At 31.7% G+C, this 25,939-nt stretch carries 20 protein-coding genes and 1 tRNA gene; 10 read left to right on the forward strand and 11 right to left on the reverse strand.

From position 1 onward, the window contains the following. Positions 1-74: 74 nt before the first annotated feature. On the reverse strand, positions 75-614 hold the full coding sequence (gene msrA / locus ABD939_RS04425; RefSeq protein ID WP_345164933.1) for a peptide-methionine (S)-S-oxide reductase MsrA: 540 nt from the start codon (positions 612-614) through the stop codon (positions 75-77). Beyond that, complete coding sequence (gene msrB, locus ABD939_RS04430; RefSeq protein WP_345164936.1) at positions 604-1,065, reverse strand: peptide-methionine (R)-S-oxide reductase MsrB; 462 nt, start codon at positions 1,063-1,065, stop codon at positions 604-606. The genes msrA and msrB overlap by 11 nt, the downstream gene beginning before the upstream one ends. A gap of 158 nt (positions 1,066-1,223) precedes the next feature. On the opposite strand from msrB, the gene ABD939_RS04435 reads away from it, so the two are divergent. Then, the gene (locus tag ABD939_RS04435; protein ID WP_345164941.1) at positions 1,224-2,489 is read left to right on the forward strand and encodes a Pycsar system effector family protein; all 1,266 of its coding nucleotides are present in this window, start codon (positions 1,224-1,226) and stop codon (positions 2,487-2,489) included. Between the two features lie 9 nt (positions 2,490-2,498). Here ABD939_RS04435 and ABD939_RS04440 read toward each other — a convergent pair whose 3' ends face one another. The 5 genes from ABD939_RS04440 to ABD939_RS04460 all read right to left on the reverse strand — a co-directional run bounded on the left by ABD939_RS04440 (position 2,499) and on the right by ABD939_RS04460 (position 9,971). Next, positions 2,499-4,871 (reverse strand): GAF domain-containing protein, encoded by a 2,373-nt coding sequence (locus tag ABD939_RS04440; RefSeq protein WP_345164943.1) that lies wholly within the window; start codon positions 4,869-4,871, stop codon positions 2,499-2,501. Positions 4,872-5,075: 204 nt separating this feature from the next. After that, entirely contained in the window at positions 5,076-5,732 is a 657-nt protein-coding gene (fsa, locus tag ABD939_RS04445) for a fructose-6-phosphate aldolase (protein ID WP_345164946.1), read from the reverse strand. 10 nt (positions 5,733-5,742) lie between these two features. Beyond that, positions 5,743-7,779 (reverse strand): transketolase family protein, encoded by a 2,037-nt coding sequence (locus tag ABD939_RS04450; RefSeq protein ID WP_345164949.1) that lies wholly within the window; start codon positions 7,777-7,779, stop codon positions 5,743-5,745. A 334-nt stretch (positions 7,780-8,113) separates the two neighbouring features. Beyond that, positions 8,114-9,628 (reverse strand): sugar porter family MFS transporter, encoded by a 1,515-nt coding sequence (locus tag ABD939_RS04455; RefSeq protein ID WP_345164952.1) that lies wholly within the window; start codon positions 9,626-9,628, stop codon positions 8,114-8,116. A gap of 261 nt (positions 9,629-9,889) precedes the next feature. Further along, a tRNA-Leu gene (locus ABD939_RS04460) sits at positions 9,890-9,971 on the reverse strand. Positions 9,972-10,072: 101 nt separating this feature from the next. On the opposite strand from ABD939_RS04460, the gene ABD939_RS04465 reads away from it, so the two are divergent. The 6 genes from ABD939_RS04465 to ABD939_RS04490 all read left to right on the forward strand — a co-directional run bounded on the left by ABD939_RS04465 (position 10,073) and on the right by ABD939_RS04490 (position 17,520). After that, positions 10,073-11,461 carry a dipeptidase gene (locus ABD939_RS04465; RefSeq protein WP_345164954.1) on the forward strand — a complete coding sequence of 463 codons (1,389 nt, stop codon included), beginning with the start codon at positions 10,073-10,075 and terminating at the stop codon, positions 11,459-11,461. Next, complete coding sequence (locus ABD939_RS04470; RefSeq protein WP_345164957.1) at positions 11,462-12,712, forward strand: DoxX family protein; 1,251 nt, start codon at positions 11,462-11,464, stop codon at positions 12,710-12,712. It begins immediately after the preceding gene. 154 nt (positions 12,713-12,866) lie between these two features. Further along, entirely contained in the window at positions 12,867-13,727 is an 861-nt protein-coding gene (locus ABD939_RS04475; protein ID WP_345164960.1) for a DMT family transporter, read from the forward strand. Between the two features lie 83 nt (positions 13,728-13,810). Beyond that, complete coding sequence (locus ABD939_RS04480; RefSeq protein ID WP_345164963.1) at positions 13,811-14,176, forward strand: BlaI/MecI/CopY family transcriptional regulator; 366 nt, start codon at positions 13,811-13,813, stop codon at positions 14,174-14,176. A gap of 2 nt (positions 14,177-14,178) precedes the next feature. Then, the gene (locus tag ABD939_RS04485) at positions 14,179-16,365 is read left to right on the forward strand and encodes a M56 family metallopeptidase (RefSeq protein WP_345164966.1); all 2,187 of its coding nucleotides are present in this window, start codon (positions 14,179-14,181) and stop codon (positions 16,363-16,365) included. A gap of 54 nt (positions 16,366-16,419) precedes the next feature. Further along, on the forward strand, positions 16,420-17,520 hold the full coding sequence (locus tag ABD939_RS04490) for a DUF4407 domain-containing protein (RefSeq protein WP_345164969.1): 1,101 nt from the start codon (positions 16,420-16,422) through the stop codon (positions 17,518-17,520). Between the two features lie 5 nt (positions 17,521-17,525). Here ABD939_RS04490 and ABD939_RS04495 read toward each other — a convergent pair whose 3' ends face one another. Continuing rightward, a complete protein-coding gene (locus tag ABD939_RS04495; RefSeq protein WP_345164970.1) occupies positions 17,526-17,804 on the reverse strand; it encodes a hypothetical protein in 279 nt (92 codons plus the stop codon). 227 nt (positions 17,805-18,031) lie between these two features. Here ABD939_RS04495 and ABD939_RS04500 point away from each other — a divergent pair, with 227 nt between their 5' ends. From ABD939_RS04500 to ABD939_RS04510, 3 genes are read left to right on the forward strand one after another with little or no spacing between them, the layout of a single operon-like run. After that, a complete protein-coding gene (locus tag ABD939_RS04500; RefSeq protein ID WP_345164972.1) occupies positions 18,032-21,061 on the forward strand; it encodes an aminotransferase class III-fold pyridoxal phosphate-dependent enzyme in 3,030 nt (1,009 codons plus the stop codon). An 8-nt stretch (positions 21,062-21,069) separates the two neighbouring features. Further along, positions 21,070-21,498, forward strand: coding sequence for a YybH family protein (locus tag ABD939_RS04505; RefSeq protein WP_345164974.1), 429 nt, complete (start codon positions 21,070-21,072; stop codon positions 21,496-21,498). Between the two features lie 3 nt (positions 21,499-21,501). Beyond that, positions 21,502-21,978 (forward strand): GNAT family N-acetyltransferase, encoded by a 477-nt coding sequence (locus tag ABD939_RS04510; protein ID WP_345164977.1) that lies wholly within the window; start codon positions 21,502-21,504, stop codon positions 21,976-21,978. 1 nt (position 21,979) lies between these two features. Here the strand turns inward: ABD939_RS04510 and ABD939_RS04515 are convergent, their stop codons facing one another. Genes ABD939_RS04515 through ABD939_RS04525 form a run of 3 tightly spaced genes read right to left on the reverse strand, consistent with a single transcriptional unit; the run spans position 21,980 to position 25,862 of the window. Further along, on the reverse strand, positions 21,980-23,227 hold the full coding sequence (locus tag ABD939_RS04515; RefSeq protein ID WP_345164979.1) for an NAD(P)/FAD-dependent oxidoreductase: 1,248 nt from the start codon (positions 23,225-23,227) through the stop codon (positions 21,980-21,982). Between the two features lie 18 nt (positions 23,228-23,245). After that, complete coding sequence (locus tag ABD939_RS04520; RefSeq protein WP_345164982.1) at positions 23,246-24,256, reverse strand: 4-hydroxyproline epimerase; 1,011 nt, start codon at positions 24,254-24,256, stop codon at positions 23,246-23,248. Positions 24,257-24,278: 22 nt separating this feature from the next. Next, positions 24,279-25,862: an aldehyde dehydrogenase (NADP(+)) gene (locus tag ABD939_RS04525; RefSeq protein WP_345164985.1), complete on the reverse strand. Its 1,584-nt coding sequence runs from the start codon at positions 25,860-25,862 to the stop codon at positions 24,279-24,281. Positions 25,863-25,939 lie beyond the last annotated feature (77 nt).

Below are 25,939 nucleotides of genomic sequence, written 5' to 3' on the forward strand. Positions count from 1 at the left end.
TTAGACATCAATAAAGGCAAAAGATTTTTTATTGATTTAAAACCTACAAAGCTTCTAAGCCTTGTAGGTTTATTTTATTTTAACTTATCTGCATGAAGTTTCCTTAGCTTTGCCAACTTTGGTGTAATTACAAAACTACAATACCCTTGTTGTTTATTATTTCTGTAATAATCTTGATGTTCTTTTTCAGCTTCATAAAAAACATCTAAAGGCGAGATTTCCGTTACAATAGGGTTTTCATAATATGGCATAACTTCTTTCACTACAACTTCTGCAATTTCCTTTTGGTTCTCATTATGGTAGTAAATTACAGAACGATACTGTGTTCCTCTATCTGCTCCTTGTCTATTTAAAGTTGTAGGATCGTGGGTCGTCATAAATATGACCAAAATATCTTCATAAGAAATGATATTCGTATCAAAAGTAATTTGGATAACTTCCGCATGCCCCGTTAAACCTGAGCAAATTTCACGGTATGTAGGATGCCCTGGAACGTTACCTCCAGAGTAACCAGACACTACCTTCTCAACACCTTTTACTTCCTGAAATACGGCTTCTGTGCACCAAAAACAACCACCTCCAACTGTGGCTATTTGAATATTATTAGTTTTCATTTACAACACCTTTCTCTAACTGCATAGATTCTGAATTAATACAATAACGTAACCCACTTGGTTCTGGACCATCAGGAAATACATGCCCTAAGTGTGCATCGCAAGTATTGCACATCACCTCAACGCGAACCATTCCGAAGGCCGTATCGCGTTCATACTTAATGGCATTTTCTTTAATAGGTTGTGTGAAACTGGGCCATCCTGTACCAGACTCAAACTTAATAGTAGAGTCAAACAAAGGTGTTTCGCAACAAATGCAATTGTATTTACCAGCTTCATGAATACTACAAAGAGCTCCGCTATGCGGACGTTCTGTTCCCTTAAGCCTGGTAATTCTATATTGTTCTGGAGTTAATAGAGCCTTCCATTCGGCTTCTGTTTTTTCGACACGTTGGTCTGGAATTGGGTTTCCTTTTACGGAAAAGTTGATAACTTCTTTCCAAGTCAGCATAATATGTTTCCTTTCTTTTTTTAGTTAATTTATAATATGCTTCAACAGATAATAAGTCGATATTAACTTCGTTTCCTTACAGTTAAAATCTTTAAAGATAAAGCACCATAATATATTTAAAATTTAGTAATTTGTGGTGGAAAAATCAACTTGTTTTTATGTCAAGATTAACTGAAACTACAGAAGAATTTGTATTTGATTTGTTTAAAAACGAATTAGACCAAACTTATATATACCACAATTACACTCACACAGAGCGTGTTGTAAGAAGTTTAAAAGAAATTCTGGACAACATAGATATTGATGAAAAGGATGCTGAAATATTAACACTAGCTGCATTATTACATGATACCGGATACACTAGAACAAGAGAGGGGCATGAAGAAGAAAGTGTAAAAATTGCGACTGACTTTCTAGAAAAAAATAAGGTTGATAGTTCTACAATAGAAGCCGTAAATGAATGCATTATGGCAACTAAATTTAAGGACTCTCCTAAAACATCTTTAGGAAAAATAATTAGAGATGCTGATGCATCGCATTTTGGTAAAAAATATTTTGCAGAAGCTAGTGAGTTTTTAAGAAAAGAATTGGAAGTACAAGGTATTGCAAGTTATTCTCCAGCTGAATGGAGAAATGAAAACATAAAAGTACTTACAAAAAAACATGAGTTTTATACTGATTATGCTTTAAAAAATTGGCAACCAAGAAAAGAGAAAAATTTAGCTAAACTTTTAAAAACCAAGAAGAAAAGAAAAAGCAAATTAAATACAGAAGAATTAAAGGCAAAATACAAAGCTCAGTATAAAAATGAAAGTCCAGAACGAGGCATTCAAACCTTTTACAGAGTAGCCTTAAGAAACCATATAAAGCTCAGCGATATTGCTGATACTAAAGCCAATATCTTGCTATCTGTAAATGCCATTATTATATCGTTAGTATTGGCAAATTTAATTTCAAAACTTGACAATAATGCTTACCTAATATATCCAACAGCAATATTTACGCTATCCTGTGTAATTTCCATGGTATTGTCCATCATAGCTACAAGACCAAACATAACAAGTGGAGAATTTACTAAAGAAGATGTTAAAAATAAAAAAGTGAATCTTACTTTTTTTGGAAATTTTCATAAGATGAGCTTAGAAGAATACGACTGGGCAGTTACAGAGCTTTTAAAAGACAAAAATTATGTTTACAGCTCACTCACAAAAGACCTTTATTTTTTGGGAAAAGTATTAGAACGAAAATATAGAATTTTAAGAATTACCTATACCATATTTATGATAGGGATGATTATTTCAGTCCTTTCATTTGGCATTGCATTAAAATCAAATGGAGCACAATTAGAAGATGTTTTGCCTGATGAAAACGCTAGTATTTCCTATGTATCATACATAAAAACACCTAAGATATTAAAGAAATAATATTTAAACTTAAGACCTAATCTCTTTAATTAAATCATCGTAAGTATAAAAAGCTTTATCATCTTCATTTTTATGGTAAAGTACACTTACACGAATAGCTTTAAGCCCTGTTACTGCTTGCAAATCTTGCAGTTCTAAAATCTCTATATCGTTATCAAGATAGTTTTTAGACTGTAAAAACTTAACATAACGCAAATATTCCTGTTCGTCTTGCTTTTGAGAATACACAATAGTTATTTTTCCTTTTTGCGTAATACGTTCTGTGGTACCCTTAATATAGGCTTTATCTACACGTTTTTTAACGATTTCATATCTAGCATTGTAAGTTCCATCAACATCAAACTGCTTTTCGTCCATTCTAAAACTTATAGATAGCGGTTGGCTGAATACTAAAATCATTGACGCTACATCTAACGATACTGGAAAATCAGATCGCATTTGATAATAGCTATTCTCCATTTCGCACATAACCTGCAATTGCCATAAACGTAAATTATAAAGGTAAATAAGATTAAAACTATCTTCTTTAGTAATAGATTCACCAATATACATGTTATGCTCGACACCATCTGTTTTAAAACGTTCAAAATAATGCGGATACATTTGTTGTGCTTCTACTTGCTTTTTATCTAGTAAAGAAGCCATTTCTACATTTATTTTAGATATCGTATCATCATAATCTTTCCTGTATTTGTATAGGATATTTACTTTACCATCTATACTATCATAATACTCTTGAATCTCATATTTTAAACTATCAACTGAACTAAGATGCTTTAATAAAGGTTCCATGTCTTGTTCAAAAAAGCTTGAAATTTGTTGTTCACTATCTACTTGAAAATTCTCATCAAGCCCTCTTTGATAGGTATCAATTTGATATATAAACTGCTCATATATAGGTAAAGTTTCTAGAACAGAAGCTTTTTCTAAAATGTTTTTAACTGCAGTTAACTGTAATGTTAAATCGCCTTTTGTTGCTTTATTTCTCGCTTGAGAGGAACCTTTTATATCTATCTGACCGTATAACGGATAAACATTATCAAACCCTATCTTTTTAAAAGAAGCTTCTTTTCCTTCCATTTCATCTTTAATGAAATTTTTCGCTTCTTTGGCAAAACGCCAATGTACACTTGGATGAATAGATGTACATTCCTTCTGAATTATAGCTTCAATTAAATTTTCTTCATCATTTTTAGAACGCTCAACAGCAGAAACTATAAATGGCATAACGTCTATTAACTTATTTGCATTAATACTGTTAAGCATTTGAGGTGTGGAAGACACAATCTCTATAATTCCCATTAACTCATCATCATTGGCAATTGGTGCAAAAATAGCACTCTTAATACCTTGTTTCTTTAAATTGGCAATATGTGGCGATTTTCCTTTTGAAATATCAAAATCTCTATCTACATCAGAAACTGAAAAATATTTTTTCTCTTTTAATAATCGGTTATAGGACCAATGACATAATGAGTCTGAACATTGTCTAACCTCTGTTTCTCCGAGAAGATAACTGTGCATACCAACTCCATATACACGCTCAAAAACATCTTCTTCTTCATTATAAATGGAGAAACCAACTTTAATATCGTTAATCCCTAAAAGGGATCTAAAAATATCATGAAAGCTATCCATGAAACCTTCCTCTTTCCTTTTTTCATCACCAATTAAACTTGACTTTATGTTTGAAATTGACTGGTCTTCAGTAACATCAAAAATATTTGAGATAACAAAACCTTTAAAAATGTAGCTATTGGGTGGAAATTTTTCTTTCCATAGCGCTACGTTTTCAAAATTATCTAGTAATTCATCATAATCTTCTTTAGTTATTTTTTTTGCTTTTTCTGTTGGAATAATTTCACAAAAATCAGCATTATAAAGAATTTTATAATAACGAAGAATACCATTTGCGTCTGGTATTTCGTAATAAAATGGGCGTTTAAAATTTAAATTATATCCGTAACAAAAATTCAAAATAATTGTACAAGCAATAATATACCTATCATCATCAGGCATATTTTTGATATTCAATTCAAAATCTTCTCCAGCTATATTTATAATATTTTTAAATCGTTCTGAAGAGTTGAAAATTAAATTATGAAACGGTACAGATGCAGTCTTTATTTCATTTGTAGTTAAAACTGGCGCAAAAGAATCTTGAAGAATTACACTTATTTCGTGCTCTCTATCTTTTAAAATTTGCATATCACTAAATCCGTCTCTTAATTCGGGGTAAGATTCAGCAGATTTTAAAACACGCTTCGCCTTAGCTGATAAAAAATCATCATTACTTTTAGCTAACTTTTCATAATGCTTAAGTAACTTATTGAACCCAACTTTAAGCATCATTGGCGATTCAATACTATCGTTAATATCCATGCTAAGAAAATTTTTGTAAAACAAAATTACGAAATTATGTGTTAGTCTGTATTAAGTAGACTTACTAACACCAAAAATGTTACAAAAAGAAACAGCAATTTTTTGTGTTTTGCTGCTAAACTTTATTTGTGGCAATAAGTAAAAAAGCTTCTTAATTCCGAATTGGAATTAAGAAGCTTTTAAATCTTTAACGGGTAATAATACTTAACTATTCCCTTTTTTATAGTCTGCTAAAAACTTAGCTAATCCTATATCTGTTAAAGGGTGTTTTAACAATCCTTTGATAGAAGACAAACCTCCTGTCATAACATCACTACCTAATTTAGCACAATCAATGATATGCATTGTATGACGTACAGATGCTGCTAAGATTTGAGTTTGAAATCCGTAATTATCATAAATTTGTCTAATTTCAGCAATCAAGTTTAAACCATCTGTTGAAACATCATCTAACCTTCCAATAAACGGAGATACATAAGTTGCTCCAGCTTTAGCTGCTAAAAGCGCTTGACCTGCTGAAAAAACTAAAGTTACATTTGTTTTTATCCCTTTATCTGAAAAGTATTTACAAGCCTTAATTCCATCTGCTATTAAAGGTAATTTTACAACAATTTGAGGATTTAAAGCGGCTAAGGCTTCTCCTTCTCTAACCATGCCTTCAAAATCTGTTGAAATAACCTCAGCACTCACATCGCCTTCAACAATTTCACAAATTTTCTTGTAATGCGCTATAATGTTATCTTCTCCAGTAATACCCTCTTTTGCCATTAAAGACGGATTTGTTGTAACTCCATCTAAAACACCTAAAGATTGTGCTTCTGCAATGTCATCAAGGTTTGCTGTATCAATAAAAAATTTCATAAGTTTCGTTTTATACTGTTTTTAAATATTCTAATACTTGTTTACTTACTTTTTCGCCTGTAAAACCAAACTTATCATCTAGCACAGTTGCAGGAGCTGAATAACCAAAATGCTCTAAACCAAACACTTTACCATTATCGCCAACTAAAGCTTCCAAATTTACTGGCAAGCCAGCTGTTAGTCCAAATAATGGTTTGTTTTTAGGAATGACGCTATTTTGATAATCTTTAGATTGTAATCTGAATAGCCCTTCAGAAATCACTGAAGCTATATTCACTTTTAATCCATTTTCTTTTTCTAAAATCTCAGAAGCTGCAACTAACGTAGAAACTTCAGAACCGTTTGCAATCAGAACAATATCCGGGTTTTCGACTTCTTTTACTAAATACCCACCTTTTTCTGCAGCTAAAGCCTCTTCATACCTTGATTCTCCTTGAGCAGGAACATCTTTTATACCTTGTCTAGATAATATTAAACCTGATGGTGTATCTGTATTTTCCAAAGCCATTTTCCAAGCTACACTAGTTTCAGCTGAATCGGCAGGACGTAATGCTAAGAAACTATTTTTTCCACTGTGATTTTTAAGCTTTTCTAATAAACGAATTTGAGCTTCTTGCTCAACTGGTTGGTGTGTTGGCCCATCTTCACCTACTCTAAAAGCGTCATGAGTCCATACATATTTTACACCTAACTCTTGAATACCACTTAAACGAATAGCTGGTTTCATATAATCTGAAAAGACAAAGAATGTCGCTACTACAGGAATACAACCACCGTGTAACGCAATACCATTTGCTATACATGACATGGTTAATTCTGCAACGCCTGCTTGTAAAAATGATCCGCTAAAATCACCTTTTTGTAATGCTGAAGATTTCTTTAAGAATCCATCAGTTTTATCACTGTTTGATAAATCTGCTGAGGACACAATCATATTTTCAACATTATCAGCTAAATAGCCTAAAACATTAGAAGATGCCGCACGAGTGGCTAAACCTGCTTTGTGCTCAATAGATTCAAAATCTAATTCAGGAAGTTCTCCAGACAAGAAGAAATCTAATTTACTTGCTAGAACACTGTTATCTTTTCTCCAAGCATTAATTACAGCTTTCTTCTTTGCTGCTTGTTCCGTTTTTTCAGAAATTATGTTTTTATAAAAATCACTTACTTCACTAAAAATATCAAAAGGATTCTCAACACTTGCCCCTAAATTCAATAATGTTTTTTCATAATCGGCCCCAGTTGCACCTATCGGTTGTCCGTGAAGTTCGCAATGCCCTTCAAACATACTTCCATCAGCAGTTACACAACCTTTACCCATTATTGTTTTACCAATAATTAAGGTTGGCTTTTCAGTTTCATTATTAGCATCTTTTAATGCTTTTCTTATTTCATCATGATTATGGCCATCAATAGTTACAACTTTCCATCCCCAAGCTTCATATTTTGCTGCAGTATCTTCACTAGTAACCTCATCTGTAGATGTTGATAATTGTATATCGTTAGAATCAAAAAACATAATAAAGTTACTCAATCCTAAGTGACCTGCTATTCTACCAGCACCTTGAGAAATCTCTTCTTGAATACCACCATCAGAAATAAAACCATATACCTTATGGTTCATCCAATCTCCAAAACGTGCTTGCAAAAATTTAGCTGCAATTGCAGCTCCCACACCCATAGTATGTCCTTGCCCTAATGGTCCAGATGTGTTTTCAATACCTCTTGCTACATCAACTTCTGGATGCCCCGGTGTTATTGAACCCCATTGTCTGAAGTTTGCAACATCGTCTTTAGCATAATTCCCTAAAAGATAATACTGTGCATACATTAATGTAGACAAGTGGCCAGCATCCATAAAGAAACGATCTCTGAACGGCCATTCCATATCGGAAGGATCATAATTAAAAAATTCTGAATATAGAACGTGCATAAAGTCTGCACCTCCCATTGGACCACCTGGGTGACCCGATTTTGCTTTTTCTACCATAGCTACAGCTAATGCCCGTATGTTATCTGCAGCTTGTAAATTAATGTCTTTGTTCATTCTTTTAATTATGATTTATATTTAATGGATAAAATGCGTTATTCAAAAGTTAAAATAGCTTCTAAAATACACACATTTTGCAAATATATAATCTTTACATTGCTTATGTATCCTGTAGATGAAAATAATTTAATAACAGATGTTAACATCTTTATAAAACCCCTCTTTACCTACCATAATTTAAACAAAACTTGATGGCAAAAACGATATTTTAGTTGAAAGATGTTTCTAACTTAATATCTAAAAAAGTAATTTGAGTAATAATATTATTGTGTACTGATGAAAACGGTTGATTTAGTAAAAAGGACAATGCAATTACTTAAATGAAGTTTATTTAGTCTAATAGTAACAACTCTTCAACTTCTTCTAAACTTTTACCCTTGGTTTCAACTACAAACTTCATTACAAATAGCAACGACAAAATTGCCATTCCTGCATAAATTGCAAATGTTACTGTAGGACCTAAGTTTGTTAATTCCCATGGAAAAAATTGAGTAACTGTATAACTTACTAGAGAATTAAAAAAACCAACTACTGATATTGCTATACCTTTTATATTTCCTGGGAAGATTTCAGATAATAAAGTCCACATTACTGGCCCCAATGAGATTGCAAATGCAGCAACATATAACAAAATTGCTATAAGTACTAAATTTGCATTTATAGATATAAAATTCTTGACTTCATTTCTTTTAAACTCATGCAATTGAGTTTCATTTAACAAGGGTTCTACATTACTAAATAATTCTTTTTGAGAATTAAAAATCTCGCCTTTTAAATTACTAATTGCAGACTTAATCTCAATATTTTTAACCTTAGTAATATTAACGCTATTTAAATTATAGCTAGCATTATTAAATGCTATGGTTGCCATCGACAAAGCAATAGCCATAGTAGCTGTACCAATTAACAAAAGTGGTTTTCTGCCCAATCTATCTATTAATCTAATAGCTATAAGTGTAAATATTAAATTGGTTAAACCTACAACAATAGCTTGAAGAAATGAAGAATCTGTACTTCCTCCTGCCTGTTCAAATATGGTGGGAGCGTAATAAAAAATTGCATTAATACCTGTTATCTGCTGAAAAAAAGCGATACCAAATGCGATTATAATAATGGTACGCATTCTACTACTAAACAAATCTGAAAAAGTTCCTTTATTTTCCTTTTTTGCAATGCCACGCCTAATTTCTTCAATTGTTGATATCGCATATTCATTGCCCCCTATTTTTATTAAAGTCTTTTCTGCTGCTTCAACTAAACTTAACTTTTGGATCAGCCATCTTGGACTCTTTGGAACCAGAAATAAAGCCATAAAATAAATAAACGCAGGAATTGCTTCAACACCTAACATCCATCTCCAACTTTCACCTTCTAAATCCTTCAAAAAATAGTTTGAAAAATAAGCCACAGAAATACCAATAACAATATTAAGCTGATTTAAAGATACCAGACTACCTCTTAATTTTGGTGGTGCAACTTCAGCTATATAAATTGGTGCAATCAAAATAGCACCTCCAATACCTACACCTCCAATAATTCTAGCAATAACAAACTCAATATAACTAGTTGCCAGAGCAGACCATGTTGCAGAAACTGTAAATAGTATAGCTGTTACAATTAGTACTTTTTTTCTACCAAATCTATCACTTAAAGGTCCTGCAGTTATATTACCAGCCATTGCGCCAAAAATGACACAGCCAACGGAGAAACCTAGCTCCCAGTCAGACATATTGAATTGCATTGTAATACCATTAATGGCTCCTGAAATAACAGCACTATCAAACCCCAAAAGGAATCCTCCTAATGCCACAACAAAACTGATAAAAATGGTATAACCTCTATTCATATATTTACTATTTATAACCGAGTGTTTGACCAAAACATTTTTAATGCATGCTCTTTAAGCTAAAAACACTAATGAACTAAAATATCTAAATTTCAAAAAACAATATAGCGATATGTTAGCATATTTACTAATTATGAAGTTTTAGCAGTATCTAAACAATTTTAAAACTAAGGTTTCTAGCATAATTATGTAAGATAAAATGCTAATATTTAATTCAATAAAAAAAGCCTCTTGTTTACAAGAAGCTTTTTTACTTTACAGTGCGGGCGGGGAGACTCGAACTCCCACACCTCGCGGCACTAGATCCTAAGTCTAGCGTGTCTACCAATTCCACCACGCCCGCTAAAGGACTGCAAATATAAACAACATTTTTAAATTGCAAACTTTATAGTATCAAAAAACATTCTTTTTTATACTTTTGAATACATCCTTATAAAAACACATATGAACCACATTCAATCTTATATATCTGAGCATAAAGATCGCTTTTTAAATGAACTTATCGAACTGCTTAAAATCCCTTCTATCAGTGCAGATTCTGCATACAAAAATGATGTTTTAAAAACAGCAGATGTTATAAAAATAAGTTTAGAAAAAGCAGGGTGCAACACTGTAGAAATATGTAAAACTGATGGTTACCCTATTGTTTATGGTGAAAAAATAATCGATAAGAGTCTACCAACAGTATTGGTTTACGGGCATTATGATGTTCAACCACCAGACCCTATAGATTTATGGGATTCTCCACCATTTGAACCGGTTATAAAAAATACAGAAAAGCATCCTGAAGGTGCTATTTTTGCTCGCGGCGCTTGTGATGACAAAGGACAAATGTACATGCATGTAAAGGCTATGGAATTTATGACTGCCACCAATCAATTACCTTGTAACGTTAAGTTTATGATTGAAGGCGAAGAGGAAATAGGTAGTGCAAATCTTGCAACCTTTGTTAAAAACAACCAAGAAAAGTTAAAGAACGACGTTATTTTAATTTCTGATACTGGGATGATTGCTAACGATGTTCCATCCATCACTACTGGACTTAGAGGTTTAAGTTATGTTGAAGTAGAAGTTACAGGACCAAATAGAGATTTACATTCTGGATTATATGGTGGCGCAGTAGCTAACCCAATAAATGTACTTACAAAAATGATTGCATCACTTCACGATGAGAACAATCATATTACTATTCCTAGGTTTTACGACAACGTTGAAGAACTCTCCAAAGAAGAACGTGCTGAAATGGCAAAAGCGCCTTTCAGTCTAGAAAACTACAAAAAAGCTTTAGATATCGATGCGGTTTACGGAGAAGCTAGTTATACAACAAACGAACGAAACTCTATAAGACCTACACTTGATGTTAATGGTATTTGGGGTGGCTACACAGGAGAAGGCGCAAAAACAGTAATTGCTAGTAAAGCTTATGCTAAAATCTCTATGCGCTTAGTACCACATCAAAATTGGCATGAAATAACACAACTATTTGAAAATCACTTCGAAAGCATTGCACCAAAAGGAGTAACTGTAAAAGTAAAACCTCATCATGGTGGTCAAGGTTATGTAACCCCAATAGATAATATTGGGTATAAAGCAGCCAGTAAAGCATACCAAGACACTTTTGGAAAAACCCCAATTCCCCAACGTAGCGGTGGCAGCATCCCTATTGTATCATTATTTGAACAAGAATTAAAAAGCAAAACCATTTTAATGGGCTTTGGTCTAGACAGCGACGCTATCCATTCACCAAACGAGCATTTTGGTGTATGGAATTACCTTAAAGGCATCGAAACTATTCCGTTATTTTATAAATATTTCACAGAATTAAATAATTAAATGTTATTATCTCAGATATATAAAGATAATTGGTCTGCCGGAAGTAAAGTGTTTTTCAGGTTTATATTTTCTTACTTCTTACTATACATTTTTTTAATGTTCGCTAGCGGATTGTTTGAAACTCCCTTTAAATGGATTGGTAAAACACTAATCGGTTTAAACTACGACTATGATGTAAGTGGTTATGGAAGTGGCGACAATACATATGCTTATGTTACGCTTTTTTCAAACTTTATATTAGCGATAATTATAACTGTTTTTTGGTCCATTCTTCACAAGAATCAGGAATCCTATAATAAGTCGTTTTATTGGTTCTTGGTAATCTTAAGGGTTTTCTTAGTAGCAGCAATGCTACTTTATGGGTTTGTAAAAGTATTTCAAATTCAGTTTCAGCAACCTTCATTTGTTAAATTGCTTCAGCCAATGGGTGAGTATTCTCCAATGGGTTTAGCATGGACATACATGGGATACTCAAAAGGTTTTGGAATGTTTGCTGGCATAATGGAAATTCTTGGTGGAGTTTTACTCATTTGGAGACGCACCTCTACACTTGGAGCTTTTATTATTATTGGTGTAATGACGCAAGTTGCCATGATGAATTTAATGTTTGATATTCCGGTTAAACTATTTTCAATACATCTTGTTTTAATGGCTGTTATAATATTTATGACAGATGCTAAACGGTTTACTTCTGTATTCATAACAAATAAAGCTACAGAAACATACAAGTATTATCATCCTGTAACATCTGAAGGTTATCATAAAATTATAAACATTTTTAAAAAAATTCTTCTCCCAATAATATTAGTTGCTGGTTGTATTCTAAGTTATTTAGGACAATTGAATATTAGTGATGAAAATCATAGACCCGAATTATACGGAATTTGGAAAGTCAAAACTTTTGTTAGAAATTATGATACTATTCCACCATTGACAACAGATAATTCAAGATGGAACTATTTATTAATCGAACGAAAAGACAAGGCTATTGTTAAAACGATGACAGACGAGTTGCTAAAACACGTATTTATAACTGACACTACCCGAAGCAGAATATCGCTATACCATGAAAACAATGCTAAAGATAGTCTTAACTTTAAATATGAAGTTGAAAATTCTAAGTACCTTAAACTAAATGGAAAACTAGAAAAAGATAGCCTATCAATAATATTTACTAAAATAGAACTAGAAAAATTTCCATTAAAATCAAGAGGCTTTCACTGGATTAACGAGCGTCCTTTTAATCGATAATAATTATTGAATTTGAATTTTTTTTCAATTTGTAAAATGTATTACAAAACGCAAGAATATGCAACTTTCAAAAATGGAAGAACATCTATAACATACTTAAAAACCAAAGAAATCTTTATATCAGACCCTTTAATAGTTAGCTAAGAATATATACATGAAAAACCAACATACCAATCACCTTTTACTATTAGGTCTCGCCACATTATTCATAAGTACATCAGGTGTATTAGGAAAATATATAGATCTTCCAACACCTTTAATTATATGGTTTAGAAGTGCTTTAGCAGCCATTTTCTTGTTTCTATTCTGTAAATTCAAAAAGTTAAATATTAAACTCAAATCTAAAAAAGATTTACCTACCATTGTCTTAGGTGGTGTATTGCTTGGTATACATTGGGTAACTTACTTTTTAGCTCTAAAATTAAGTAATGTAGCAGTTGGTATGCTTTCTATGTTTACGTTTCCAGTAATTACTGCTTTACTAGAGCCTTTTTTTACAAAATCTAAACTAAACCCGATACATGTTATATTAGGCCTCATGGTGTTATTAGGCATTTATATTCTTGCTCCTGAGATAAATTTTGAAAGCACTTATTTAAGAGGGATACTCTTAGGTGTATTTTCCGCTTTTAGTTATGCATTACGAAATCTTATTTTAAAAAGACATGTTTCCCGATATGATGGAACCGTATTAATGATGCAACAATGTACAATTGTCGCCTTGTTATTAATACCTGTTTTATTCAATATAAATATTGAACAAATACAAACGCAAATCCCCTTTCTTTTAATCTTAGGCTTAGTCACTACAGCTTTAGGGCATTCTTTATTTATAAGTAGTTTAAAGCATTTCTCGGTAAGTACCGCAAGTATTATTGGTAGCGCCCAACCTATTTTTGGTATTATTATGGCTTATTTTTTCTTAAACGAAATTCCAACTCTAAACACTTTTATAGGTGGAAGTTTAATTCTAGCAACAGTAATCATAGAGAGTATTCGGTCTAAAAAAGCATAATTTTTTCAATTTTAACACCTCTACACTTGTAGAATATATATTTTTATTCTACATTTGTAGAGAACATTCTAATATTGTAGAATATGCAACTATCAAAAACAGAAGAAGAATTAATGAATCACCTTTGGAAGCTTGAAAAAGCTTTTATGAAAGATTTATTGGACATTTATCCGGAGCCAAAACCTGCTAATACTACCGTAGCAACATTACTAAAACGTATGACTGACAAAGGTTTTATAAATTACAAGTTGTTTGGGAAATCAAGACAATACTACCCTTTAGTAAAAAAGAAAGATTATTTCTCAAAACATGTAAACGGATTGATAAAAAACTTTTTTAATGATAGCGCCTCTCAATTCGCTTCGTTTTTTACAAAAGAAACGAATCTAACTAAGGAAGAGTTGGAAGATTTAAAAGCCTTAATCGATAGTGAAATTAAAAACAAATAACTATGCTTTTGTTCTTATTAAAATCTAGTGCTTGTTTAGCCATTTTGATGTTATTCTATAAACTCTTTTTAGAAAAAACAAGTGCGCATACGTTTAAGCGTTACTACCTAATTATTGCGATTTTAATTTCAATCGGTATTCCGTTTATTACGTTTACAGAGTATGTTTTGGTAGAACCAGAAAACTCAATCTCAACTACTGGATACATAAACAAAGTTGCATTTGATGCTACTAGGGCTAAAGAACAGATAAACTATTTACCAATAATTATTTGGAGTATTTATGTCATTGGAGCTCTTTTGTTTTCTTTCAGGTTTTTTAAAAATCTTTATAAAATTATTCATAAAATAAAAACCAACCCGAAGTTTAAAAATGAAAAGTTTGTTAACGTTTTATTACATGATTTAATACATCCACATACCTTTTTCAACTACATTTTTCTCAATAAAAATAAATACGAGAACAACCTAATCCCAAATGAGGTTCTTTTACATGAGCAAGTTCATGCTAAACAAAGGCATGCTTTAGATATATTATTTATTGAAATACTACAAATAGTTTTTTGGTTTAATCCACTATTACATTTCATAAAAAAAGACATAAAACTAAATCATGAATTTTTAGCAGACCAAGCTGTTATTAACAATGGTACTAGCACTAAACAGTATCAACAATTATTATTAGCATTCTCATCAAATGCTTCTCACAACCAATTGGTAAATACCATAAACTATTCATTAATCAAAAAACGATTCACAGTTATGAAAACAAAAACATCAAAAACAAAAATTTGGGCTAGGAGTTTAGCACTTTTACCATTACTAGCTATCCTTATCTTCAGTTTTAGTTCTTATAAAAAAGTAGAAAAATATGTTACTTCAGAAACTTCTGGTATAAATCATACAGCTAGGAGTATTGAAATTGAAGTGTTCCAAAATGGTACATATAAAATAGATGGCATTTCCGCCAATAAAGAGACATTTATCTCAACTATTAATAATTTACATCAAGATATTACTCCTGAAATACGAAATAGAATAATAAATATTCATGTTAATAACGGTAAAGTAGTATCTGATAAAGAGGTTTGGTTTATCTATAATGCTGTGATTGATTATGGCTTTCATCGGATTGTTACTTATAACCAAGAAATAATTCGTGAAAAAGGAAACAAGCCTTTTGCTATTACAAGCACGGTGAAACAAAAAGGAGCATCAAAAGAACAAGTTGCTGAGTATAATAAATTAGCTAAAAAGTATAATACTCAACCTGAGAACAAGCGTATTATTAAACTAAAAGACGTAAAACGCTTGGAGTATTTATATAGTTTAATGACAAAAGAACAAAAGGCAAATGCTGAATCTTTCCCAAATATTCCACCACCACCAGAACCTCCACATATAAAAAAAGTAGAGCCTTCAAATATTCCACCTCCGCCACCACCGTCTCCCTTAACAGATTCAGATAAAGATTTATCTCCTAAGCTATTAAAATTAAAAAAAGAATATGAAAAAGTATCTAATGAATATGGAAAATCTATTAGTAAATATCTAAAACAAAAAAACGGAAATACTTCTGAATTAAAAGAGATGTACAAAAATCTCATGAAGCTTTACAAAAACTATAATACTTTAGCTAAAAAAGAAGATTATTTACTACCTCCTCCACCTCCTCCTGCACCAAAAGTAAGAGAAGCAAAAGAGATTTCAGATAATCAAACTATTGATTTAAGCCATATTAAAAACTCTAATTCACCTTGGAAGGTTACGATTGGGGTAAATGCAATGGAATTAAATAATATGGTTTTAAATGATGTAAACACACTCCAAAAAAATGCAAGTAAAAAAGAGATAGATGAATACAATGCTTTAGCAAAAAACTTTAAAGCAAAACCAGAAAACAAAAGAATTATAAAATTAAATGATTTTTCACGAATACATCAACTTTACCTTAAGATGAGTGATCATCAAAAAAAAATAATTGAGCCTTTCCCTAGTTTTCTTACACCTCAAAAATCAGATGAACAAATTGTTATAGACATGATAAAAAATGGTGCTATTTGTTATTTAGACAATCAATTGGTAGCACCAAAAAAAATTATTAAATTAATCTCTGATAAAAAATCACTTAAAGTATCTTCTGAAATTATAGAAGGGGAAAATCACTTAAAATTTAAGTCGATTATGTAACAAATCATTAGCTTTAACGTTCTAATAGTCAATCAATCAAAAAACAATCAAATTATGTTAAAGCGTTTTTTTATCATTTGCTCTGGGGCAGATACAGATATTTTAGAGGATTGTTCCGTAGGTGAACAAAACAAATATGCAGGTATTGGAGCTACCGTTTTCTTCACAGCAGTTATGGCATTTATTGCTGCAAGCTACGCACTCTTTACTGTTTTTGACAACCTTTACACTTCTATTTTCTTTGGTCTCATTTGGGGACTACTCATTTTTAATTTAGACAGATATATTGTTTCCACCATTAAAAAAACTGGAAATATCATTGATGAACTCATTCAAGCATCGCCTAGAATTATTTTAGCTATTATTATTGCAGTTGTAATTTCGAAACCTTTAGAATTAAAAATTTTTGAAAAAGAAATTAATCAAGTGTTATTAGAGCAAAAAAATGAGCTAACACTTGCTAATAAAACACAACTTGCAGAACAGTTTACACCTAATATAGAAGCTTTAAATAATGATATTCTAGCCTTACAAGAGCAAATTGATACAAAAGAAGCAGAAGTTAACCAACTGTATGACACCTACATTGCTGAAGCTGAAGGAACTGCTGGCACCAAACTATTGGGTAAGGGCCCTGTTTACAAAGAAAAACGAGAAAAACATGATGCGCTTTTAGCTGAATTACAGCTACTAAAAGCTGAAAATAAAGCAAAAATTGCAACCGCTGAAAGTGATATTGCAAAACTTAAAGGCGATTATGAAGCACAAGTAGTAAATACACAGCCTATTATTAATAGCTTTGATGGTTTAATGGCTCGTGTTAACGCTTTAGGAAAGTTACCTTGGCTTCCATCCTTTTTTATATTTATGCTTTTTTTAGCTATTGAAACATCTCCTATTTTCGCGAAACTATTATCGCCAAAGGGTGCATACGATTTTAGATTAGAAGATCAAGAAACAGCAATTAAAACTAACGTACTTCAAAATAAAAATCAAAGAGAAGCTCTATTAAAAACAGATCATGCTATAAACGATCGAATTTATACCGATATAGCAACTGAAGATGAACTTTATAATTACAAGCGCAAAAAAGCGAGGGAACTTATGCAATTGCAGGCAGATGCCTTTTATAAAAATCAAAAAAATGCGCTGTAGTCTGTTTATGCAGCAACTTGAGATTTAAAGTGATTATATAAATCTTTACACCCTAAACCAATAATTGAAAAACTTTTATTTTTTTCAATAGATTCGTTATGTAATTCTGCTAGAGCATTTACACCATAACGATCCATACTTACTATATCTTCAATACTGATAGTAACCGTATTGGTTTTATCAAAAATATTTCGGAATTCATTTCGAAATACATCTAAGTTATTTCGATTTAAAGTTCCTTTAATTTTAAAAAAATTGTTACAGTTTGTAATTTGTAAATCCATAATAAAGTTTCTTTTAATGATTAGATAATAAACTTGAGGGAGAGTTAATTACTTGATAATGAATTAAAAGTATAAAACTTAGAAGCTAACACCACTAATTAATCGATGAACACAAATTAACATTAGTTAAAAAAATATTTAGTGTAAATTTAATCGATGAGTAACCTTTTTAAAGTAGTATTCTTTATTTTTACTTAATTAAGATAACCTAAACTTTTATCGATATATTGAATTCTAAGATATCAAGTAAAACAGCTGAGGACATATTATTTAAACTTTACGGAATAACAGCAAAACCTATAAAACTTCCTGGTGAGGTTGACTTCAATTTCAGGATAAAAGTTACAAATGAAGATGGTTTTATTCTAAAAATTTCAGGTATAAACCAAGACATTTCCAAGTTGGATTTTCAACAAGAATTGCTTCAATATGTTGAATTACACAAAGACAACTTAATAGTTCCTAAGGTTGTAAAAGACAAAAATGAAAAAACTATTTCTGAGATTACAGACACTAATGGTAAAATACGTTACGTAAGATTACTCACATGGGTTTCTGGAAGATTATGGAGTAATGTAAATCCAAAATTAAAAGATCTACGTTATAGTTTAGGTAAAACTTGTGGAAATACAACTAAAATACTTTTAAACTTTAAACATCCAAAAGCAAATTATGAGTTTGATTGGGATATTGCTCAATCTCTTTGGACTAAAAATTATTTACACCTTTTTTCCGAAGAAGAAAAAACTATAGTTACTGCGTTTCAAAAATCATTTGAGTCATGTCAAAAAAGCTATATAAAATTAAGAAAAAGTATTATTCATAATGATGCAAACGATAACAATATAGTAGTTTCTGGTAATTTACTTAACCCAGAAGTTAAATCTGTTATCGACTTTGGCGACGCCATATATACGCAAATCATTAACGATTTAGCTGTAGCCTGTGCATATGCTATTATGGATTTTAATGACCCCTTAGAAGCTTCATTAGCTATTATTGAAGGTTATCACAAATCATTCGCCTTAAAAAAAGAAGAGTTAGAGCATTTATATATTGCTATTGCGATGCGATTAGTTATTTCGGTAACAAAATCTGCAATAAATAAAACTAAAGAACCTGAAAACAAGTATCTTTTAATAAGTGAAAAACCAGCTTGGGAATTACTTAAAAAGTGGTATACGATAAATTCTAAATTTGCATTATATAGCTTCAGGAACGCATGTGGTTTCAATCCACATCCTCTAGAAAAGGATTATAAAAATTGGACAAAAGACCAAGATTTTAATTTATCAGATTTATTCCCGAGCGTAAACAGTAACAAAGTCCATTCATTAGACTTAAGTGTTTCGAGCACTTGGATTGGACATGAGGTGGAGTTTAATGATTTAGATTTTTTTCAATACAAGATTAATAAGCTACAAAAAGAATACCCTAATAAAATTATATCTGGAGGCTATTTAGAACCTCGACCCATATATACATCAAATGCCTATGATAAAATTGGAAATTCTGGCAAAGAAAGTAGAACTGTACATTTAGGTATAGATTTTTGGCTACCAGAACAAACACCTATCCATGCACTTTTTGATGGTGAAATCGTTATAGTTACTAACGATTTTGGTTATAAAGAATATGGTGGTTTAATTATTTTAAAGCATTCAGTAAATAGCTTAGAGTTTTTTACACTCTATGGGCATTTATCTGTTGACAGTGTAACTAAAGTAAATGTTGGAAAAAAAATTAAAAAAGGCGAGAGAATAGCTGAACTCGGGAATTGTATTGAAAACGGAAATTGGGCACCACATTTGCATTTTCAAGTTATGCTTACACTATTAGATTTTAAAAATGACTTTCCCGGTGTTGCATACAATAATCAAATTGATGTCTGGAAGAGTATTTGTCCAGATCCAAATTTGCTTTTCAAAAACTCAAATCTTCAACCAAAAAAACTCGTCTCGAAAAACAGCTTAATAGAATATAGAAAACAACATTTAGGTAAAAGTTTAAGTCTCTCGTATAAAGAGCCCTTAAAAATTGTTCGTGGATCTGGGCAATATTTAGTTGATGAGACAGGACGTAAATATTTAGACACCATAAACAATGTAGCTCACGTTGGTCATGAACACCCAAAAGTAGTTGATGCAGGCAAAAAGCAAATGGCCATACTAAACACCAATTCACGGTATTTACATGAAAACATTAGTCATTTTGCTAAAGAGTTAATAAGTACTTTACCACCAGATTTGAATGCCATACATTTTGTAAATTCAGGAAGCGAAGCCAATGAGCTTGCCATTCGAATGGCAAAAGCAGTAACAAATGAGAAAGACATATTAGCTTCAGAAGTTGGATATCATGGAAATACTAATATTTGTGTAGATATTAGTTCTTATAAGTTTGATGGAAAAGGAGGCAACGGAGCCCCCAAACATACACACATTTTTCCTTTGCCAGACACCTTCAGAGGTAAATACAGAGGAGAAAATGCAGGAGATTTATACGCTCAAGAAGTAAATGAGCAAATTAAAAATATAAATAAAAAAGGCAGAAATGTAGCTGCGTTTATTATTGAGCCTATTATTAGTTGTGGCGGACAAATAGAATTACCAAAAGGCTTTTTACAAAAGGCATATCTTTATACTCGAAAAGCAGGTGGTATTTGTATATCAGATGAAATACAAACAGGTTGCGGTCGTATGGGAAAAACCTTTTGGGGTTTTCAACTACATAATGTAATTCCAGATATTGTTACAATTGGTAAGCCACTGGGCAATGGGCATCCATTGGCTGCTGTGGCTTGTACTCAAGAGGTAGCAAATAAATTTGCCAACGGTATGGAGTACTTCAATACATTTGGCGGAAATCCAGTATCGTGTGCTATAGGTACTCAAGTTTTAAAAACTATAAAACAAGAAAAACTACAAGAAAACGCTCTAAAAATAGGACAGTTTTTAAAAACTGAATTACAAAAATTATCATTAGAATCACCTATTATTGGCGATGTAAGAGGTCAAGGATTATTTCTTGGCATAGAATTGGTTGATAAAGATTTAAATCCGTTAAAAGATGAAGCCAGTTATATTGTAAATAGAATGAAAGATTATGGTATTTTAATGAGTACTGATGGACCCGATTATAATGTTATAAAAATAAAGCCGCCAATGGTTTTTAACATCGAAAATGTTAAAGAACTTATCTTTTATTTAAGAAAAGTTTTAATTGAAGATTTTATATTAAATTACAAAGCAAAATAGATTTGAAAATGAAAAAACTAATATTACTTTTATGCCTAATAACAGCTTTTAATGGCTTCTCTCAAGATGAAGAGAAAGACAAAAAAGCGATTCAAAAAGTTTTAAAAGCGCAACGCATTGCCTGGTCTAAAAATAATATTGAGGACTTTATGGAGGGCTACTGGAAAAGCGACTCACTAAAATTTTATGGCAGCAATGGCGTTACTTATGGTTGGGAAAATACTCTAGAACGATACAAAAAAGCCTACCCTACAAAAGACCACACAGGAATTCTTAGTTTTAAAATTAACGATATATCTAAAATAAGTGATGGTGCTTATTATGTTTTAGGGGAATATCATCTAAAAAGAGAAGTTGGAAATGCCGATGGTTTTTTTATGATTATTTTCAAAAAAATTAATGACGAATGGAAGATTATTGCAGACATGTCTAGTTAAACCATGATACCTTCCGTTAGAAAAGCAACATTAAAAGATCTACCCATATTATTAGATTTTGAACAAGGTGTAATAATAGCTGAACGTCCTTTTGATCCAACAATAAAAAAAGGAAAAATAACTTATTACGATATTTCTGAACTGATAACTAGTGAAGATTCTGATGTTTTTGTTGCTGAGATAAATAATGAAATAGTAGCATCTGGTTATGCAAAAATAAAAACAGACAGGCATTACTTAAAACATAAATACCAAGGTTATTTAGGTTTTATGTTTGTTTCAAAACAACACAGAGGGAAAAAAATTAATAAATTAATTGTTGACGAATTACTAAAGTGGTGCAAAAAAAGGAATATTTTTGAAATTAGATTAGACGTTTATCAAGATAATATTCCTGCAATAAAAGCTTATGAAAAAGCAGGCTTTAAAAAACATTTAATCAATATGCGTTTAGATATAGAGAATTTTGATTTAGAATAATTCAGAACTTTCTATCTGGATGAAAAGAAGATAAGCCAAGTGACGTTTTCTTTTCAGAAATAATCTCAGATACCAACTTTCCTGTTCCTGTTCCCATAGTCCAACCCATCATTGCATGACCTGCTGCAATTGTTAGATTTTTACATTTTAAAGATTTCCCTATATAGGGTAATCCATCTGGCGAAACAGGACGTAAGCCGCATGCTGCATCATTTTTTTCTTCTTGTGTTAAATTAATTTCAGGATAATAACGTTTAACTGCATTTGCTATAGCTTCTACTCTAACTTTATTAATATTATGGTTAATCCCTGCAATTTCCATTGTACCAGCAAATCGTGTAAAACCATTCATTGGGGTTACAGCTACTTTAGCTTCTGTTAATATTGCCGGAATAGTTATTCCTGTATTATTTTTAGTATTAATACGATACCCCTTTCCAGCTTGAATTAGTAGCTTAATCCCTAGCTTTTTAGTTATTATTGGTGACCATGAACCAGCGGATAAAACTACTTCATCTGCTTTTAAAACGTTTTTGTTTGTTTTTATTGATGTTATTTTCTTTCCTTTGATTTCAATATCTTCAACTTTTTCGTTGGTATAAAAAACAGCGCCTTTATCTTTTAAGTAAGCTTTAATTTCTGCCATAAACTCATGAGGTGTTGTATGAGAATCGCATTTATAAAAAGTAGCACCTTTTACATTTAAATCTGTATTTGGCTCTAACTTTTTCAATGCTTCAAAACTAATTGCTTCTGCATCTAAACCTTGTTGCTTTGCTAAATTTGCCGTTTTAATTTCTTCTTCTAGCATTTTATCTGTTTGACACAACATGAGTAAACCTTTCTTTTCATAATGAAATGAAAAGCTTTCATCTCGCTTTATATCATCATACAAATCTTGACTTAAAAGTGAAATATCTTTAATAACTGGAATTGCCTTATTTACATGTCTTGGATTACACGATTTATTAAAAGCTAAAGTCCATTTCAAAAAATCTAAATCTAGTCTTGGTTTTATATAAAGTGGACTTGATTTATCGAACATCCATTTTAATCCTTTTTTCATTACACCTGGTGCAGATAGAGGAATAATATGGCTGGGAGACAAATAACCCGCATTTACGTAAGATGCTCCTGAATCAAGATTTGATTTGTCGATAATAGTAACTTGGTGTCCTTCCTTTTGAAGATAATAAGCAGAACACAAACCTATTATTCCACCTCCTATTATTATAACATTTTTAGACATCAAATATAATTTCAAAATTTAAATTACTTGAAAACCATGTGCATACGGGTCGTCTTTATCATCAATCAATATTGTATTATAACCATAAACCTTAGCCCAACCCTTTACACTTGGTATAATAGCTACTTTGCCGTCCATTGTAGTTTCCTCTTCAACACAACCTACAAAGGTACTACCTATATAACTTTCATGAATATAAGGTTCTCCTTTTTTTAATTTCCCTTTAGTATATAACTGAGCTAGTCTTGCTGATGTTCCTGTACCGCAAGGGCTTCTATCAATAGCTTTATCACCATAAAAAACGGCATTTCTTCCAGAAGATTTTGGGTTAATTGGATTACCCGTCCACAACATATGAGTTACATTTTTAATGGTTTCATTTTCTGGATGTATAAATTTATTAGGATATTTTTTGTTTATTCTATCTCTGACTATTTGAGAAAACTGAATGATAATATTTGCTGAAAAATCTTGAATTCCAGTAAAATTATTTTGCGGATCTACGATTGCATAGTAATTTCCTCCGTACGCCACATCAAATGAAATTACACCTAAATCGGGACATTCTATAGTCAAACCTTCTGCAGCTAAAAAGCTTTTAACATTAGTTAGTTTAACCCATTCTACTTTATTTTCCTTTTGTTTGTATTCAATTTCTACCAAACCGGCAGGAGCCTCCATTCTTATTTTTCCTGGAGTTTTAGGTTTTATTAAGCCTTCTTCTATAGCTATGGTTATAGTACCAATTGTTCCATGCCCGCACATGGGCAAACAACCTGAGGTTTCAATAAATAAAATAGAAAAATCATTTTCTGGATTGTGTGGTGGATACAAAATACTTCCACTCATCATATCATGACCTCGTGGTTCAAACATCAAACCTGTTCTTATCCAATCGTAATTCTTCATGAAATGAAGGCGCTTTTCATTCATGGTACTTCCAACTAACTCAGGACCACCTTTTTTTATTACTCGCACAGGATTTCCGCAAGTGTGGGCATCAATACATTCAAAGATATGTTTAGCCATTTTGACTAGATTAGAATTATTATTAGATCTTATCTGTTGTATTTAAATTATCGACTAATCGTGAAATATTCAACGGATTTTCATTTTTAAGTTCATCTGGAAGCAAATAATTTGGCCAGTTTTGATAACTCAAAGGTCTTACCCAACGTTTAATTGAGTTTATACCAACTGCCGTAAACCTAGAATCTGTTGATGCTGGATATGGTCCGCCATGGACCATAGACGGGCATACCTCTACTCCAGTTGGCACACCATTAAAAATTAATCTACCAACTCTGTTTTGCAAGGCAGAAATAATATTGGTATAGTTATTTAACTCATAATCTTCAGCTATAATTGTACCTGTTAATTGTCCTTCTAATTTTGAAATAACATACTGTAATTCTTCAGCATCATCACACTCTACAACCATAGAATATGGTCCAAAAACTTCCTGATGTAAAGCAGTATTTTCTAAAAATGTTTTTCCTTCAACTTTAGTTACTGCTTGTTTAGCATAATTATTTTGAACACTAGCATCATAATTTGCAATTACCTGTAAACCTGATTGAGAAAGTGCTACTTCCTTATTCTTGCTATATGCATTAAGAATGTTGGGATGTAACATACAAGAGGGATCAATTTTAATAATTTCATTCGATAGATTTGAAATAAACTCATCCATCTCTTCACCCTTAATACCTAATAACAACCCAGGATTTGTACAAAATTGTCCTGTACCCAGAGTTATCGAAGCTGCATACGTTTTTGCTAAAGCTTCATGTCTATTCTTTAAAGCTTTTGGTAAAAAAACTACGGGATTAATACTACCCATTTCAGCAAAAACAGGAATAGGCTCTTCTCTTCGTGAAGCTAAATCATACAATGCTCGTCCTCCTTTTATACTTCCAGTAAAACCAACAGCTTTTACTTTTGGGTTGGCTACCAATTGTTGCCCAACTTCTATTCCGCTTGAATTTAAATTAGAAAAAACGCCATTTGGCATTCTTGTTTTCTCAGCAGCTTTTACGATTGCAGAAGCCACCAATTCACCTGTTCCAGAATGCATTGGGTGTGATTTTACAATTACAGGACAACCTGCTGCTAAAGCAGCTGCAGTATCGCCACCAGCAGTTGAATACGCTAAAGGAAAATTACTAGCCCCAAAAACCACAACAGGTCCTATAGGAATATTCATTTTTCGAATATCTAATCTTGGCATTGGCTCTCTGTTCGGTTGTGCTTTATCTATAGTTGCATCAACCCAAGAACCTTCATCTACTAGATTTGCAAAACTTCTTAATTGACCAATAGTTCTTCCTCTTTCTCCCTTTGCTCTTCCTTCAGGCAAACCTGTTTCTGAACAATACATTTCTATTAAAATATCATCAAGAGCTAAAATTTCGTCTGCTATTGTATTTAGAAATTCGGCTTTTCTTCTTCCAGAAATACTTCTAAATTCTTGAAACGCCTCAGATGCTAAATCTACTGCTTCTTCAATCTCTTCTGAAGAAGCTTCTATAAATTCAACCTCATTTTCTTGGTTCAATACTGGATTGAATGTTTTGTATGTTTTATTTCCTTTGGCTGATTTTTGATTGCCTATGTAGCTTTTTCCTGTAATCATCTTACTTATTTTTTTAATGTTTTTGTCAAATTTACTCCCTTATTGGCTAGTTTTTTTGATAATAGGTGTTTTTCAAT

Origin of the sequence: Algibacter aquimarinus, from assembly GCF_039543265.1 — a bacterium.
Classification (GTDB): Bacteria; Bacteroidota; Bacteroidia; order Flavobacteriales; family Flavobacteriaceae; genus Algibacter_B; species Algibacter_B aquimarinus.

What these genes read in the sequence shown, in the direction of transcription:
- msrA (WP_345164933.1), bottom strand. Translation starts at nt 614, where the DNA reads ATGAAAACTAATAATATTCAAATAGCCACAGTTGGAGGTGGTTGTTTT.
- msrB (WP_345164936.1), bottom strand. Translation starts at nt 1,065, where the DNA reads ATGCTGACTTGGAAAGAAGTTATCAACTTTTCCGTAAAAGGAAACCCA.
- ABD939_RS04435 (WP_345164941.1), top strand. Translation starts at nt 1,224, where the DNA reads ATGTCAAGATTAACTGAAACTACAGAAGAATTTGTATTTGATTTGTTT.
- ABD939_RS04440 (WP_345164943.1), bottom strand. Translation starts at nt 4,871, where the DNA reads ATGGATATTAACGATAGTATTGAATCGCCAATGATGCTTAAAGTTGGG.
- fsa (WP_345164946.1), bottom strand. Translation starts at nt 5,732, where the DNA reads ATGAAATTTTTTATTGATACAGCAAACCTTGATGACATTGCAGAAGCA.
- ABD939_RS04450 (WP_345164949.1), bottom strand. Translation starts at nt 7,779, where the DNA reads ATGAACAAAGACATTAATTTACAAGCTGCAGATAACATACGGGCATTA.
- ABD939_RS04455 (WP_345164952.1), bottom strand. Translation starts at nt 9,628, where the DNA reads ATGAATAGAGGTTATACCATTTTTATCAGTTTTGTTGTGGCATTAGGA.
- ABD939_RS04465 (WP_345164954.1), top strand. Translation starts at nt 10,073, where the DNA reads ATGAACCACATTCAATCTTATATATCTGAGCATAAAGATCGCTTTTTA.
- ABD939_RS04470 (WP_345164957.1), top strand. Translation starts at nt 11,462, where the DNA reads ATGTTATTATCTCAGATATATAAAGATAATTGGTCTGCCGGAAGTAAA.
- ABD939_RS04475 (WP_345164960.1), top strand. Translation starts at nt 12,867, where the DNA reads ATGAAAAACCAACATACCAATCACCTTTTACTATTAGGTCTCGCCACA.
- ABD939_RS04480 (WP_345164963.1), top strand. Translation starts at nt 13,811, where the DNA reads ATGCAACTATCAAAAACAGAAGAAGAATTAATGAATCACCTTTGGAAG.
- ABD939_RS04485 (WP_345164966.1), top strand. Translation starts at nt 14,179, where the DNA reads ATGCTTTTGTTCTTATTAAAATCTAGTGCTTGTTTAGCCATTTTGATG.
- ABD939_RS04490 (WP_345164969.1), top strand. Translation starts at nt 16,420, where the DNA reads ATGTTAAAGCGTTTTTTTATCATTTGCTCTGGGGCAGATACAGATATT.
- ABD939_RS04495 (WP_345164970.1), bottom strand. Translation starts at nt 17,804, where the DNA reads ATGGATTTACAAATTACAAACTGTAACAATTTTTTTAAAATTAAAGGA.
- ABD939_RS04505 (WP_345164974.1), top strand. Translation starts at nt 21,070, where the DNA reads ATGAAAAAACTAATATTACTTTTATGCCTAATAACAGCTTTTAATGGC.
- ABD939_RS04510 (WP_345164977.1), top strand. Translation starts at nt 21,502, where the DNA reads ATGATACCTTCCGTTAGAAAAGCAACATTAAAAGATCTACCCATATTA.
- ABD939_RS04515 (WP_345164979.1), bottom strand. Translation starts at nt 23,227, where the DNA reads ATGTCTAAAAATGTTATAATAATAGGAGGTGGAATAATAGGTTTGTGT.
- ABD939_RS04520 (WP_345164982.1), bottom strand. Translation starts at nt 24,256, where the DNA reads ATGGCTAAACATATCTTTGAATGTATTGATGCCCACACTTGCGGAAAT.
- ABD939_RS04525 (WP_345164985.1), bottom strand. Translation starts at nt 25,862, where the DNA reads ATGATTACAGGAAAAAGCTACATAGGCAATCAAAAATCAGCCAAAGGA.